The 12,972-nt window shown below is 60.7% G+C and carries 13 protein-coding genes; 9 read left to right on the forward strand and 4 right to left on the reverse strand.

Annotated features, from left to right (window positions below):
- Positions 1–3: 3 nt before the first annotated feature.
- A complete protein-coding gene (locus QA635_RS16585) occupies positions 4–954 on the reverse strand; it encodes a helix-turn-helix domain-containing protein (protein WP_283070371.1) in 951 nt (316 codons plus the stop codon).
- Positions 955–1,194: 240 nt separating this feature from the next.
- On the opposite strand from QA635_RS16585, the gene QA635_RS16590 reads away from it, so the two are divergent.
- From QA635_RS16590 to QA635_RS16610, 5 genes are all read left to right on the forward strand, one after another.
- Positions 1,195–2,886 carry a winged helix-turn-helix domain-containing tetratricopeptide repeat protein gene (locus QA635_RS16590; protein WP_283070373.1) on the forward strand — a complete coding sequence of 564 codons (1,692 nt, stop codon included), beginning with the start codon at positions 1,195–1,197 and terminating at the stop codon, positions 2,884–2,886.
- Positions 2,887–3,661: 775 nt separating this feature from the next.
- On the forward strand, positions 3,662–3,832 hold the full coding sequence (locus tag QA635_RS16595; RefSeq protein ID WP_283070375.1) for a hypothetical protein: 171 nt from the start codon (positions 3,662–3,664) through the stop codon (positions 3,830–3,832).
- Positions 3,833–3,896: 64 nt separating this feature from the next.
- Positions 3,897–4,106 (forward strand): hypothetical protein, encoded by a 210-nt coding sequence (locus tag QA635_RS16600; protein WP_283070377.1) that lies wholly within the window; start codon positions 3,897–3,899, stop codon positions 4,104–4,106.
- Between the two features lie 310 nt (positions 4,107–4,416).
- A complete protein-coding gene (locus tag QA635_RS16605) occupies positions 4,417–5,757 on the forward strand; it encodes a sensor histidine kinase (RefSeq protein WP_283070378.1) in 1,341 nt (446 codons plus the stop codon).
- Positions 5,758–6,059: 302 nt separating this feature from the next.
- Positions 6,060–6,353 carry an HdeA/HdeB family chaperone gene (locus tag QA635_RS16610; protein ID WP_283070380.1) on the forward strand — a complete coding sequence of 98 codons (294 nt, stop codon included), beginning with the start codon at positions 6,060–6,062 and terminating at the stop codon, positions 6,351–6,353.
- A gap of 357 nt (positions 6,354–6,710) precedes the next feature.
- Here the strand turns inward: QA635_RS16610 and QA635_RS16615 are convergent, their stop codons facing one another.
- Positions 6,711–7,175, reverse strand: coding sequence for a PaaI family thioesterase (locus QA635_RS16615; RefSeq protein ID WP_225164349.1), 465 nt, complete (start codon positions 7,173–7,175; stop codon positions 6,711–6,713).
- A 38-nt stretch (positions 7,176–7,213) separates the two neighbouring features.
- Entirely contained in the window at positions 7,214–8,689 is a 1,476-nt protein-coding gene (locus tag QA635_RS16620; protein WP_283070383.1) for an amidase, read from the reverse strand.
- A gap of 218 nt (positions 8,690–8,907) precedes the next feature.
- Here QA635_RS16620 and QA635_RS16625 point away from each other — a divergent pair, with 218 nt between their 5' ends.
- From QA635_RS16625 to QA635_RS16635, 3 genes are all read left to right on the forward strand, one after another.
- Entirely contained in the window at positions 8,908–9,039 is a 132-nt protein-coding gene (locus tag QA635_RS16625; protein ID WP_050387707.1) for a hypothetical protein, read from the forward strand.
- A 174-nt stretch (positions 9,040–9,213) separates the two neighbouring features.
- The gene (locus tag QA635_RS16630) at positions 9,214–9,516 is read left to right on the forward strand and encodes a hypothetical protein (RefSeq protein ID WP_076828393.1); all 303 of its coding nucleotides are present in this window, start codon (positions 9,214–9,216) and stop codon (positions 9,514–9,516) included.
- Positions 9,517–9,613: 97 nt separating this feature from the next.
- Positions 9,614–9,844, forward strand: a complete 231-nt coding sequence (locus QA635_RS16635; protein ID WP_016848527.1) for a hypothetical protein — start codon at positions 9,614–9,616, stop codon at positions 9,842–9,844.
- A gap of 67 nt (positions 9,845–9,911) precedes the next feature.
- Here QA635_RS16635 and QA635_RS16640 read toward each other — a convergent pair whose 3' ends face one another.
- Positions 9,912–10,115 (reverse strand): hypothetical protein, encoded by a 204-nt coding sequence (locus QA635_RS16640; RefSeq protein WP_253609962.1) that lies wholly within the window; start codon positions 10,113–10,115, stop codon positions 9,912–9,914.
- A gap of 1,670 nt (positions 10,116–11,785) precedes the next feature.
- Between QA635_RS16640 and recA the strand changes: the two genes are divergently transcribed.
- Positions 11,786–12,874, forward strand: coding sequence for a recombinase RecA (gene recA, locus QA635_RS16645; protein ID WP_092090369.1), 1,089 nt, complete (start codon positions 11,786–11,788; stop codon positions 12,872–12,874).
- Positions 12,875–12,972: the final 98 nt, after the last annotated feature.

Consider the following 12,972-nt stretch of genomic DNA (forward strand, 5'->3'; position numbering starts at 1 on the left):
CTATCAACGTGCACGCCGTCGCCAATTGCTCGGGGTCTCGCCGGTCAGCTTCCTGAAGGCGGCGGCGAACGCGGTCTGGGAGGAATAGCCAAGCGCGACCGCGATCGAGATGACCGACGCGTCGGTGTCGCGCAGCATGTTTTTGGCCTCCTCTAGCCGGTGCTGACGCAGCCAGGCATGCGGTGAGAGCCCGGTGCTTCTCTTGAAGGCGCGGCAGAAGTGGAAGCGCGACAGACCGGCATCCGAGGCGAGCGCGGCGAGGGAGACGTCCGCATCGCTGTCTGGGCGCAGACGCTCGATGGCGCGGCTCAGCACCTTCGGCGAAAGGCCACCCATGGTCGGCTGGATCGTGGTTGGCAAGCCGGTGTGCGCAGCCAGGAGACGCGTGGCCAGAAGGCTTGTCAGTTGAAGCCTGAACAGCGTATCCAGGGCCTCATTGCCCTCCAGGGTATCTGCCGCGGTCAAGAGCAATCGGGATGTAACGGGGTCTAGATGCGCCGTTCGCTCCAGGAGATTGACCGGTCCGGCGGTGTCGGCTTCTTCGGCCGCGCGCTCGAGCGTCGCGTGCGGAAGATAGAACTCAACGACATCAACAGGTTTTGGAATATCCCATCGGGAGCTTGATCCTTCCGGAATGATTATCACAGCTCCGGGACGGAACGTTGCGGTCGCAACTGATCGTCCCGACCGCCGTTCCATGCGCTGCACCGAGCCGTTGTAGGCCATGATGACGTGGTGGGTCTTGGGCCCGCAGACGTCGTGCACTCGTTTGTATTTCCGGTGGGCGATCGCGGCACCGCAGTTATCCAAAGCCACGCGAAATGCCGTGGTCCCGAGCACCCGCGCCATTTCCGCACCGGCGTCAGGACGCTCGGCATTGGCCTGAGTGACTTCGCACGCTTCAGGCGCAACTGACGCGTCCTCCAAGGAATCGCGCAAGACATGCTTGTTCATGAACGTATCCTCGCATTGGGGAGGCGATGCAGGTGGCGGGAGAAATGCCGTGATCCGGAGCAGCCAGCGTTGATTGCGAAGCTCAGTCCGCGTCGCGCGCGGGGCGGGCCGACCACCGCTCGGACCAGGCTTGTTCCCGAAGGGTGAGAAAATGTGTACTGTTCCGAGCGGAAAAAGCCTTGCAGCCGGCTTGAATTGCGATTGAGTTTTCCTTGGCTTCTTGTCCAAGAAGGATCAGAAGTGCCGTTTCTGTTCGAAGATTATTGCCTCGATGCTAACCGGCGCGAGCTCAAGCGAGGCTCCGAGCTCATCCCCGTTGGACCGAAGGTGTTCGATCTGCTGCTCTTCCTGGTCCAGAACCGGGAACAGGTCGTGACAAGGGACGATCTTCTGAAGGCGGTGTGGGAAGGACGGATCGTGTCCGAATCCACGCTGACCAGCCACGTCAATGCCGTGCGCAAGGCAATCGGGGACACCGGCAAGGAGCAACGCCTGATCCGGACGGTTTCTCGCAGAGGCCTCCGGTTTGTTGGCAAGATCATCGAGGAAGAAATGCCCGCGCGAGTCTCGGTCACGGGCCCAGGTACGGGTCTTGGCGTTCAAGATCCTGGCGTTCGACATGCAAAGAACACTCAGGAGCCAATCAGGGCCTTTGAGGTCGATGCGCCGACTGAAACGCGAGAGGCTGCGCCAGTTTTTGCTGCCGAGGCCGAGAGCCCGCCTTCGCTGCCCGACAGGCCTTCCATTGCCGTGCTTCCGTTCCAGAATATGTCTGGCGATGTCGAACAGGAATATTTTGCCGATGGAATGGCCGAGGACATCATCACGGCGCTGTCCCGTTTCAAGGCGCCATTTGTCATCGCGCGAAACTCCAGCTTCACATACAAGGCGCGCGCCGTCGATGTGAAGCAGGTAGGGCGCGAGCTTGGGGTGCGCTACGTGTTGGAAGGGAGCGTTCGCAAGGCGGCAAACCGAGTGCGCATTACGGGGCAACTCGTCGATGCCGCTACTGGAGCACATATTTGGGCCGATCGGTTTGATGGCGAGTTCGGCGACATCTTTGATTTGCAGGATCAGGTGACTGAGAGCGTTGTCGGGGCGATCGCGCCTGCGGTGGAAAAAGCTGAGATCGACCGCGCCAAACGCAAGCCGACCGCTAGTCTCGACGCCTATACCCTCTATTTGCGCGGTCTGGCTCGGCTTCATCAGTTTGGTAACCGGCATGCGAACGACGAGGCACTGCGCCTGTTCAACCGCGCGATCGAGCTCGACCCGGAATTTGCTACCGCCTACGGTCGTGCAGCCTTTTGCTACCTCATTGCCAGGATCAATGGCTGGATTCCGGACACAGCGAACGCAATTGCCGAAGTGAAGAAGCTTACCCAACGAGCGGTTGAGTTGGGCAAGGATGACGCGATCGCGCTCTCTGCTGGCGGGAATGCGTTGGCGTTTGTTGTTGGGGATCTCGAGGTAGGTGGCGGCTTGGTTGATCGCGCGCTCGCGCTCAATTCCAATTTGGCTGAGGCATGGAATTTCGGCGGCTGGGTAAAGCTCTGGCTCGGCGAGCCGGAATCGGCGATCGGGCGCTTCGCGCGTTCCATTCGCCTGAGCCCAGTCGATCCGTGGCTGATGGGCATGCGAGCCGGGACCGCGTATGCGCATTTCTTTTTGGACCGCTATGACGAAGCGGCATCATGGGCGGCAATGGCATTGCAGTGCAGCCCGGACTATCGACCTGGATTACGTATCACCGCCGCAAGCAACGCAATGGCCGGTCGGCCGGAGCAAGCACACAAGGCAGTGGCTCGGCTGCGAGAACTGAGCCCCACGCTGCGCCTTTCCAATCTCAAAGAAGTACTTGGGCCTTATCGACGTGCTGAGGACGTCACGCGATATGAAGAAGGATTGCGGCAAGCAGGGCTGCCCGAATGACCATCTCGGCCAAGGTACCCGCCTTGGCAACGAGGTGATCGAATAACCGCAACTTCCGCTAATGACCCAGAGCGGAAGTTCTCGCCAGAATTGCCGACTTGGTCCCATAGGCCGCGGGGTGCTGTTCATCGAAAGAAACGGCCCCAGCGAGGGGGCATCAAGCTGGGGCCAGTCAACGTCATCCCACGAGGGATCCGCTATTCAAGGAGGAGAAGGCCAACACCGACGATAAGCACGACAAATGAGACTCCAGCAGAGCTGATAAGTCCCCACTCGATCCGGTTCATATGGTTGAACCTAAACACGGACGTACAATCGCCGGAGAGTGTCGTTTCCGCATTTAGATATGCATGTCAGCGAGGGTGTCCTAACAGCTCCTTGGCATTGACCTGTGTATTGAGCAGCTTCCCGACCTTCGCCTAGACTGACCCCATGTCACCCTCTCAGATGCGGCATCTGGCCGAAACTTACGAAGCGATGGCGGGATGGACCGACCGATCCAACCGGACGCGCCTCCACATGACGGCGGACAGTTGGAAGCGGATCGCCAGCCAGGTTGAGGTTCTTAATCGCTCTCCGACCTATCGGATCATCCGTCGCGCGGCCAATCCCTCACCATGGCCAATCATTCGATTGGTGTCCTAATTCCCGGCCTGTCTCAACCAAGGGGCACGGGTTTTCGTGGGCGAATGGATTTCCTAATCTCGATTAATGCACGTTATTGACGGCGCGTCTGGAGTTCCCGCAAATGTTCCCCGCGCCGGGGAACCATCCAATGAAAGACATGCAAGCGCATTTGGAAAAGCTTCGTGTCGAGGCGGAAGAGTGTGAGCTAATCAGCAAGCTTGCGACGAACGCCACCAAGAAGTCCCTCTTCGCCAAGCTGGCCGCGCACCACCGAACTCTGGCCGATGAGGTCGAGCAAACGATGAAGGCGTCGGAGTAGGAACCTTGCACCTCGTTAACACTTGGAGTTCCGGTTCTGGGTAGGAGCCGAACGAGGTGGATGCATGGGACCAAAGAAGCGGCGGCGCCGCGTTGTTCAGACGAATTCGCTTGAAGCAAGGTTCCTAGAACGCGCTCGACAGCTGCGCGAACAGGCCGCAGCACTTCTCCCAGGTATCGAGAAAGAAGCGCTCCTTGAGCTGGCCCAGCAAGCTGAGGTTGGCGCCAGCATGATCGAATGGCTGCGCCTCCCCGCGCTTCAAACATCCACCTAAGGCCGCGTAAGTTGGCGGCCTCTTTCAATTGATGCGATGCCACGTTGCCTCATGGCCCATAGCTGACGGTCTGCATGACGATCGGAAACGTTGGCTCTTCGAGGTAAAGCGGAAGTCCCCCGGTTCAGTCCCTTTTGGCGGATTTTGACCCTGAACGGACATCCGGCGTCGAGCTGCCCGCCGCGCACCGCTGGATGAGTCTATTGCGCTAGAATTCATGCTCGGACCCGAAGGACGCGGTCAAAAGTTCCATGGAACGGTCCTACCCGCCGTCTCGTTAGATAGGCGGAAACGGTCGCGAGGACCGGTTTTGGACAAGCAGCTGGACCGGATCGATTGGGCTGCGCTTGGCGCGTTAGTGGACGCCATCCCCCAGCTTGCATGGATCGCTGACGCCTCCGGCGATATCAATTGGTACAATTGGCCTTGGTACGACTACACAGGCACTGACTTCGAGCAAATGCAGGGATGGGGGTGGCAAAAAGTGCATCACCCCGAGCATGTAGACCGCGTCGTCGCAAATATCACAAAGTCATTCGAAACCGGAACGCCGTGGGAAGACACTTTTCCATTGCGAGGCAAGGACGGCACCTATCGGTGGTTCCTTTCGCGCGCGCTCCCATTTCGTGATGACACGGGCCAGATAACTCGTTGGTACGGAACGAACACCGACATCACCGAGCGCATGGAGATCGAGAGCGCGCTTCGCCAAAGCGAAGAGCAGCTGAATTTACTTGCCGCGATAGTCCATTCGAGTGACGACATCATCGTGAGCAAAAATCTGGACGGCATTATCTCTAGCTGGAACGAGGGCGCCGAACGCGACTTTGGTTACACAGCAGCGGAGGCAATCGGACAGCCAATCACAATCGTCATTCCGGAGAACCGGCATGCTGAAGAACGGGAAATACTATCGAAGATAAGGCGTGGAGAGCGCATTGAGCATTTCGAGACTATTCGTCAGCGTAAAGACGGGACCCAGATTGTAGTCTCTTTGACTGTTTCTCCCGTCAAGAACCGCGATGGCGTCATCATTGGCGCTTCCAAGATTGCTCGCGACATTACCGAGCAGAAACAAATCCAAGAGCGAGTTTCGATGCTTGCACGGGAAGCCGAGCATCGAAGCAAAAATTTGCTTGCCAATGTGCATGCTATCGTCAATCTCTCGCGGGCCGATACTGTCAAAGAGCTAAAGCTGTCGGTACAGGGACGCATTCAGGCTCTCGCGAACGTTCATTCGCTTTTTGCAGCAACCCGTTGGATCGGGGCGGAATTGACGCAGATCGTCAAACAGGAGATTGCCCCATATTCCGCTGGGGCGGACAACCGTGTACGCTTGAGCGGACCACAGGTATTGCTTGAACCGGACGTTGCGCAAGCGGTCGCCTTGATCGTCCATGAATTGGCAACGAACGCTGCTAAGTACGGCGCATTATCCTCCAACCACGGCCGTATCGACGTGACGTGGTCCGACGCCGACCGGAAGCTGCAACTGGCCTGGGGCGAGACCGATGGTCCGAAGGTAGAGCCACCGAGCCGCGCAGGCTTTGGCAGCAAGGTTATCGAGCTGATGGCTGCCGAGCGAAAAGGCACTGTCAGTTTTGATTGGCCCCCCGAGGGAGTGGTCTGCCGGATCATTCTTCCGCTTTGATTGCGCCACACAAGATGTCTTGTGTTGGCCCTGAGCGGACATTCACCACAGCATCGCCGATGTCGGCTTTTGAGAGCGACACGGACCTCGCTAGTACACGCCCTGTTCTCATCACGCTTTAGCGCGGCGCCGTCACAAGTCAGAAACACGAATTCTCAATCCGTGCACTGAAGCGACGTGCAGGCAAACTTGCGCGATGCCATGCTTGCGTTCGCCGCGACGCTTCGCTTACGAGGTCGCGGACGGAGCCGCCGGGCTTCCGGCGACCTGTTCATTTCAGATCATTGCCCATGGAGATTGCGATGAAGATCACTGCCTCGATCATGCTTGCCGCCGCGCTCGCGCTGTCGTCGGCACCGGCCAGCGCCACCGTCCTCGATCTCTCGACCATGACCTGCAAGCAGTTCGTCGACGGTGGCGACGACACCATCAAGATGGTGCTGGTCTGGATGGACGGCTGGTACAAGGGCGATTCCGACGAGGCGATCATCGACACCGATGTGTTTACCGAGAACGCCAAGAAGTTCGGCACCTATTGCGGAAGGAATCCGACGATCAGCATCGTCAACGCGGCGGAGGCCGTGCTCGGCAAGTAAATCTAGCAGCGTGATTAGCCTGAAACCTCATGGTGAGGGCGCGGAACGCGCGTCTCTGTACGATGCTTCGCATCGCCAGGCGAACCATGAGGCCGGGCTGGTGGCCTCGTGCCTCGAGACGCTTGCTGCAAGCGCCTCAGGATGACGGTGTGAGAATTGTAGCGAGCGGCCTCCGTACCGTCGTCCTGGCGAAAGCCAGGACCCATAACCACCGAATTCGATTGAGAGTGCGAGTGGCCCCAGCGTCGCACAATAAGAAGCGGTTGGGGTAATGGGTCCTGGCTTTCGCCAGGACGACGCTGAATGCATTCACATTCTCTCAGGATGAGGAGATACGCCGTCCATGATGCAAGAGCTCTACCCAGGCAGCATCGCGAAGGCGCTCGACACCATCGCCACCGGCTTGTTGTCGGTGGCGGAGGATAGCGTGACGCGGCCGAAGCTCATGGTGCGGCCGAGCCGGACCACGCGGGCGTCGGCCAGGACGTCGGATGCCGTCACCGCGCGCATGAAGTGCGTGGTCTGGTCGACCGTCGTCATCGGACGATAGCCCTTGTTGGCCGCGAGGTTGGCGAGCACCATCGCGGTGTCGGCGAACGCCATCAGCGCCTGGCCGCAGACGATGCCGCCATTGCGGCACAACCGCTCGGAAAACGGCATGCGCAGGATGGCGCCGGGCTGCCAGTCGGCATCGCCGCCGGCGGGCGGCGCGATGTCGAACTGCTCGATCGACAGATTGAGGTCCTGCACCCACGGCGCAAAGACGTCGCCGAGCACGCGTTTGGCGTCGTCGATCCCGAATTCCCCGGCTTGCTGCTGCATGACGTCCCGTTCCCTCTGTTGATGCTATCTATCTTGTTCTAGTTGCGCGTGACATGCACGGCCGGCGTCTTGCCGTCATTCCACTTGCCGTCGATCGCCCGTTCGATCTGGGCGGCGAGCTGCAGCAACAGCCCGTCACTCGCTTGCTTTCCGATCGCCTGGATGCCGAGCGGCAGGCCGTGCTCGTTGGTCGCGAGCGGCAGCGAGATCGCGGGGATGCCGCAGAGATTGGCGAGCGGCGTGAAGGCGAAGTTGCGCCAGAGATTGCCGAACCAGTCCAGCACCGACGGATTGTCGCTGATGGTGAGATATTCCGTGGTGCCGACCTTCGGCGTCGGCAGCGCCGTGATCGGCGTCAGGATGATGTCCCAGTCCTCGAAAAAGGCGCCGAAGCCGCGCGAGGTGGCGTTGAAGACGGCCTGCATGCGGGCGCGATCGGCGAAGCTGAAGTCGCGGCCGTGCTCCCATATGCGGATGTTGATCGGCTCGATCAGCTCCGCCGGCGGCCGCTCCTGCCCGCGCGCGGCGAGCATGTTGCCGATCACGACGGCGAAATTGCTGATGTAGCAGGTGGTCTGCGCCGCGAAGGCTTGCCGATAGTCGATCGTCGGCAGTGCGTAATCGACCTGATGGCCGAGGCCTTCGAGGAAACGTCCGACCCGCTCGAGCTCGGCTGTGATGTGCGGCGTCGCGCGATAGTCGCCCCATGTGTGCGACAGCGCGATTCTGAGCCGGCCGGGATCGCGCGCGATCATCGCGGCATATGGCTCGGGCGAACTCCAGAACGGCATGAACTCGCCGGGCGCAGGTCCCCGGCAGGCATCGACGAAGCCAGCGGTGTCGCGCACCGAGCGCGACTGGCAGCCCTGGATCGAGACCAGCCCGGTGAGATCGGACAGATGCGGCGCGAGCGAGAACACGCCGCGCGAGACTTTCAGGCCGATATTGCCGTTGACCCCGGCGGGAATCCGGATCGAGCCGCCGCCGTCGGTCGCATGCGCGATCGGCACCGCACCGGCGGCGACCATCGCCGCGCTGCCTGCCGACGAGCCGCAGGTGGTGTAGTCGGTGTTCCAGGGATTGCGCGTGACATAGACCGCGGGATTTTCCGCCGAGCTGCAGACCCCGAACTCCGGCGTCGTGGTGCGGCCGATCAAATTGAGGCCGGCCTTGCGCATCTTCGCGGTCAGGAAGGTATCCGCCGCGGCGCGGTTGCCGCGCATCATCAGCGAGCCCATCTCCTGCAGCCGTCCCTTCAGGGTCGGGCCGAGGTCCTTCATCAGGAAGGGCAGGCCGGCGAACGGGCCGTCGAGGTCGGCGCCGTCGCGCGCCGGATCGGCGATCACATCGTCGAACAGCTCGACGACGCCGCAGAGCGCGGGATCGACCTTGGCGACGGCGCTGGCTGCCTGCGACGCCAGCTCACGGGGCGTCAGCTCGCCGTTCCGGACGCGCTCCGCGAGCGCCGTCCCGTCGTGCTGCGTCCACTCGTCCCAGCTCATCGCCAAAGTCATTTGATCGATTCCTTTTCTGCTTTGTTGCGCAGTGTAATTTGCGCGGCCGCCCGGTCAAACCAGTGCGCGCCGGCAGCCCGTCCGACGCGCGCTTGCGCTCCGACGCGCACTGCGCTGCGCTCCGACGCGCACTGCGCTGCGCTGCAAGCGCCGTGCCCGGCTTGAAAATGCCCCAGTTTCGGCGCCCAGTTGCCTGCTCGCGAGTGGTGGGGGCGTACATGTTCCGCAGGTTGGTGTTGCTCGGCGGCGTGGTTGCGATCGGGCTTGCGCTCAGCGGTTGCACGCGCTGCGGTCCGATCTGGGACGACTGGATGCAGTCGCCGAAATCCTGCAAGTCAGACCATCTCTAGGGGCATGATCCGAAAAGTGGAAACCGGTTTTCCGAAAAAGATCATGCTCAAACAAAGAGATGAGAACATGATGCGATTCCGCGGAAACGCATCATGTTCGGGGCCGGGGCAGGCGCGCTTGGCGGCGGCTTTGTTGCGGTGATATACCGCCGACGAAACGCAGGGAGTGTTCTTATGAGAGTTTTGAGCGCAGTCGCGGTTGCGGTGCTGCTGTCGGCACCGGCCTATGCGCAGATGCCGAACGTCAACCTGATGCCTGAGGTCAAGACCAGGACCCAGGAGGAGAAGGAGCAGGACGCGGTCAGGGACAAGGCCTACAAGGACTCGCTCAGCAAGATTCCCGATGCCAAGGGATCGTCCGATCCCTGGGGCGTCGTGCGCAGCGATCCGCCGAAGGCGGCCGCCCATCCCGCCAAGCCGAAGACCAAGACCGGAAGCTCGGCGCAGCCCGGAAGCGCCGCGCCGCGCAGCCAGTAACGCCCATTCGGGGCGACGTCGTCCGTCTCCCGCAGACTCGGATTCTCCCGCCGCCGCCCCTATATTGGGGTGTCGTCAGTTGGTCCGGAGTTGCGGCATGGTGTCTCGTCCGCGCGATCTCGCCAGCCGGATGGCCGAGCGGCGAAAGCCGGACGACGGCTATCTGCGCGAGACCTTCAGCCTGCCACGCGATCAGGCCCGCGTGAGGGCGCGTGACTTTCTCAAGCGCTACCCGAAGGCGGCCTATATGAGCGCCGTCGAGAGTTGGCGCGAGCTTCCCGGCGGCGACATCGAGTTCACGATGCGGCGGCTGGCAAGCGCGGATTGAAGCGTTTTCGAGCGGAGCGGGCGGGCCAGCCGGTCAGGGCACCGGAGCGTGCACGATAGACTATGCCTCAGTCCCCATTGCTGCCGCGGGTCCGTTTCCGCCCCAGATTGTTCAGTTCGCGATCGATCCGCAGCTGCACGCGGCGGATCGCCAGAAGATCGAGCTTTGCTTCGGTCTTGCCCGTGAAGACGCGATCGCCGATCTGGAAGCGCCATTTCCAGACGCCGGCCATCAGCTGAGTGACGCTGAACTCGATGCCCCTGTGGATCATCTGTAACGGTTCCGCGAATGAAGGGCGGTCGTCGACATTTAAACCATTAGTTGTAATAATGATCAGCGCCCGTAAAAAGATCGTGTGAAAGGCCGCGCCCGTTCGAGCTGTCGTTGTGGATTCTGGAAGGATTCGTCCGTCGGCAGCGTCGCCACGGAACGGTCGCCAGCCATGTTGCCTGCCCAGCGCCGCGCAATTCGCGTTGGTTGAGCAGGCCAATGTTACGAACACTGGCGGAACCTGAGTCTTCCGTCGAACGCTACGGAGTTTTTCCAGGGCTCAGGAGGGGTACGAAGGTAGTATGCAGATTGTGCCAGCCGCTATCGGACGCCGTCGCGCCTGTCAGGTTAACTTGTTGATTATCAGGGAACTTCGGGCGCGAGGCGCATCGTACGGCCGGAACTTTGTTCTTGGCCGGAGAACTACGGAATTTTAAACGGCCCCGACAGGGGGCCGCCAACCCGTCCCGGAGGCGGGTTTTCCTCCAGCAGTCGGGGGGCTACCTGTCTGGCTGGGGGCCCCCAAATAAGGGCACTGCCGGGTCAATTGTTCCAGTAAACATTCCGCGAGAACAGATCGCGACCCGCAGGAAATTATGGGGCCAGAACATCTGAGGGTCTTCTCAGTAGTCCTACCGAGAACATCGGCTACCCCTTGGTTACAACGGGGTTAAACCCAAGCCGGGCCACTCCAAAAATCAAAGCAGGGCACTGTGGATGGAAACAGGCCAGCACCGGTTTGCTGGTACTGGCCGAAATAGGCCACTCGCCAAATCAAAACAGGCCACTTAGGAACCGGCGTATGCGCGGCAACTTGGTCACGGTGCGCAACTCCCAATACGCATGTCCGTCATGGGACAAACTCGGCTCCAGAAGATGAGGATGACGAAGAAGAGGCCGCCAACTGAGGCGGCCTCAGCCTGCGCTTTCGTTAAATCTAGTGTGGATTCGCAATCCTGCTTGCAGGAGTTTGTCCACGCATTTGGCCGCGGTCTTGCGCCGGGAGCCCAGTTGCTGGCGCCTTTGCGCCTGGGCCTGTTGTATCGTTTCCGCCGCCTGGGTGTTTGGTAGTGTTGGCAGGATATGGATTGGGCCCACATGCCGACTGGCCGTTAAGACCCCTACATTGCGCCATTGCGGTGCCGGGACCCAAGCATAGCGCCGCCAATAGAATGCAGATGCTATATCTCATGGTGCCTCCATTCAAAAATGGGTTGTGCCAAATGGGGCCATCAACCTTACATCATGGCGCGTTAACCTCAGTGGGATCGAAATGAGTACCCAATTGGGCGGCGCGTTGGCTGGCGCGATTTTCATCTGAGGCACGACCGAGGATTCAGGAACCCCGTTCACCCACGGAGAACACCGGGGAAGAACGTTTGGCCGTCAAGCGGAACGGATGGGGATAGAACATCCTATAGGCTGCTCGGTAGGACTACTGAGAACAGCTGCCAATCCATGGTTGAGGCAGGGTTAAACCCAAACTAGGCCACTCGAAATTTCAAAGTAGGCCACTAGGGATGGAAACAGGCCAGTACCGGTTTGCTCGAAAGAACATATTGCGAACATAGAACAAACGTGGTACGAGGTTCCCATCAACAACGCATTCCGCCTGATCTCATCGCCCGTTTGTCCCGCTAGCGAATCCCCGCAATAAGGAGCACATCCCAAATGTCCGCCACTGCACTGCGTATCGTCGAAGGATCCTCCATGGACAAGTCCAAGGCCCTCTCAGCCGCGCTCTCCCAGATCGAGCGCCAGTTCGGCAAGGGCTCGGTGATGAAGCTCGGCAAGAACGACCGTTCGATGGATGTCGAGACGGTGTCGTCGGGATCACTCGGGCTCGATATCGCGCTCGGCGTCGGTGGCCTGCCGAAGGGACGCGTCGTTGAGATCTACGGGCCGGAATCCTCAGGCAAGACCACGCTGGCGCTGCACACCGTGGCGGAAGGCCAGAAGAAGGGCGGCATCTGCGCCTTCATCGACGCCGAGCACGCGCTCGACCCGGTCTATGCGCGCAAGCTCGGCGTTAACATCGATGAGCTCTTGATCTCGCAGCCGGACACCGGCGAGCAGGCGCTGGAAATCTGCGATACGCTGGTGCGTTCCGGCGCAGTCGACGTGCTGGTGGTCGATTCGGTTGCGGCGCTGGTGCCGAAGGCCGAGCTCGAGGGCGAGATGGGCGATGCGCTGCCGGGCCTGCAGGCCCGCCTGATGAGCCAGGCGCTGCGCAAGCTGACCGCCTCGATCAACAAATCCCATACCATGGTGATCTTCATCAACCAGATCCGCATGAAGATCGGCGTGATGTACGGCTCGCCGGAGACCACCACCGGCGGCAACGCGCTGAAGTTCTATGCCTCGGTTCGCCTCGACATCCGCCGCATCGGCGCGATCAAGGAGCGCGACGAGGTGGTCGGCAACACCACCCGCGTCAAGGTGGTGAAGAACAAGCTGGCGCCGCCCTTCAAGCAGGTCGAGTTCGACATCATGTATGGCGAGGGCGTCTCCAAGATGGGCGAGATCCTCGACCTCGGCGTCAAGGCTGGCATCGTCGAGAAGTCGGGCGCCTGGTTCTCCTATGACAGCCAGCGGCTCGGCCAGGGTCGCGAGAATTCCAAGGCATTCCTGAAGTCGAATCCCGACATCACCGCCAAGATCGAAGCCGCGATCCGGCAGAACTCCGGCCTGATCTCCGAGCAGATCCTCGCCGGCACGCCCGAGCGCGACGCCGAGGGCGAGGAGCCGACGGAAGAGTAAGCCTTCAGCATGATCCGGAAAAGTGCGAAGCGGTTTTCCCTCGCGACAAACGCGAAGCGTTTGCGCGGAGATCATGCTCAAATCATCACATGACTTCG

It is taken from the genome of Bradyrhizobium brasilense, from assembly GCF_029714345.1.
Classification (GTDB): domain Bacteria; phylum Pseudomonadota; class Alphaproteobacteria; order Rhizobiales; family Xanthobacteraceae; genus Bradyrhizobium; species Bradyrhizobium australafricanum.

What these genes read in the sequence shown, in the direction of transcription:
- QA635_RS16585 (WP_283070371.1), bottom strand. Translation starts at nt 954, where the DNA reads ATGAACAAGCATGTCTTGCGCGATTCCTTGGAGGACGCGTCAGTTGCG.
- QA635_RS16595 (WP_283070375.1), top strand. Translation starts at nt 3,662, where the DNA reads ATGAAAGACATGCAAGCGCATTTGGAAAAGCTTCGTGTCGAGGCGGAA.
- QA635_RS16600 (WP_283070377.1), top strand. Translation starts at nt 3,897, where the DNA reads ATGGGACCAAAGAAGCGGCGGCGCCGCGTTGTTCAGACGAATTCGCTT.
- QA635_RS16610 (WP_283070380.1), top strand. Translation starts at nt 6,060, where the DNA reads ATGAAGATCACTGCCTCGATCATGCTTGCCGCCGCGCTCGCGCTGTCG.
- QA635_RS16615 (WP_225164349.1), bottom strand. Translation starts at nt 7,175, where the DNA reads ATGCAGCAGCAAGCCGGGGAATTCGGGATCGACGACGCCAAACGCGTG.
- QA635_RS16620 (WP_283070383.1), bottom strand. Translation starts at nt 8,689, where the DNA reads ATGACTTTGGCGATGAGCTGGGACGAGTGGACGCAGCACGACGGGACG.
- QA635_RS16625 (WP_050387707.1), top strand. Translation starts at nt 8,908, where the DNA reads ATGTTCCGCAGGTTGGTGTTGCTCGGCGGCGTGGTTGCGATCGGGCTT.
- QA635_RS16630 (WP_076828393.1), top strand. Translation starts at nt 9,214, where the DNA reads ATGAGAGTTTTGAGCGCAGTCGCGGTTGCGGTGCTGCTGTCGGCACCG.
- QA635_RS16635 (WP_016848527.1), top strand. Translation starts at nt 9,614, where the DNA reads ATGGTGTCTCGTCCGCGCGATCTCGCCAGCCGGATGGCCGAGCGGCGA.
- QA635_RS16640 (WP_253609962.1), bottom strand. Translation starts at nt 10,115, where the DNA reads ATGATCCACAGGGGCATCGAGTTCAGCGTCACTCAGCTGATGGCCGGC.
- recA (WP_092090369.1), top strand. Translation starts at nt 11,786, where the DNA reads ATGTCCGCCACTGCACTGCGTATCGTCGAAGGATCCTCCATGGACAAG.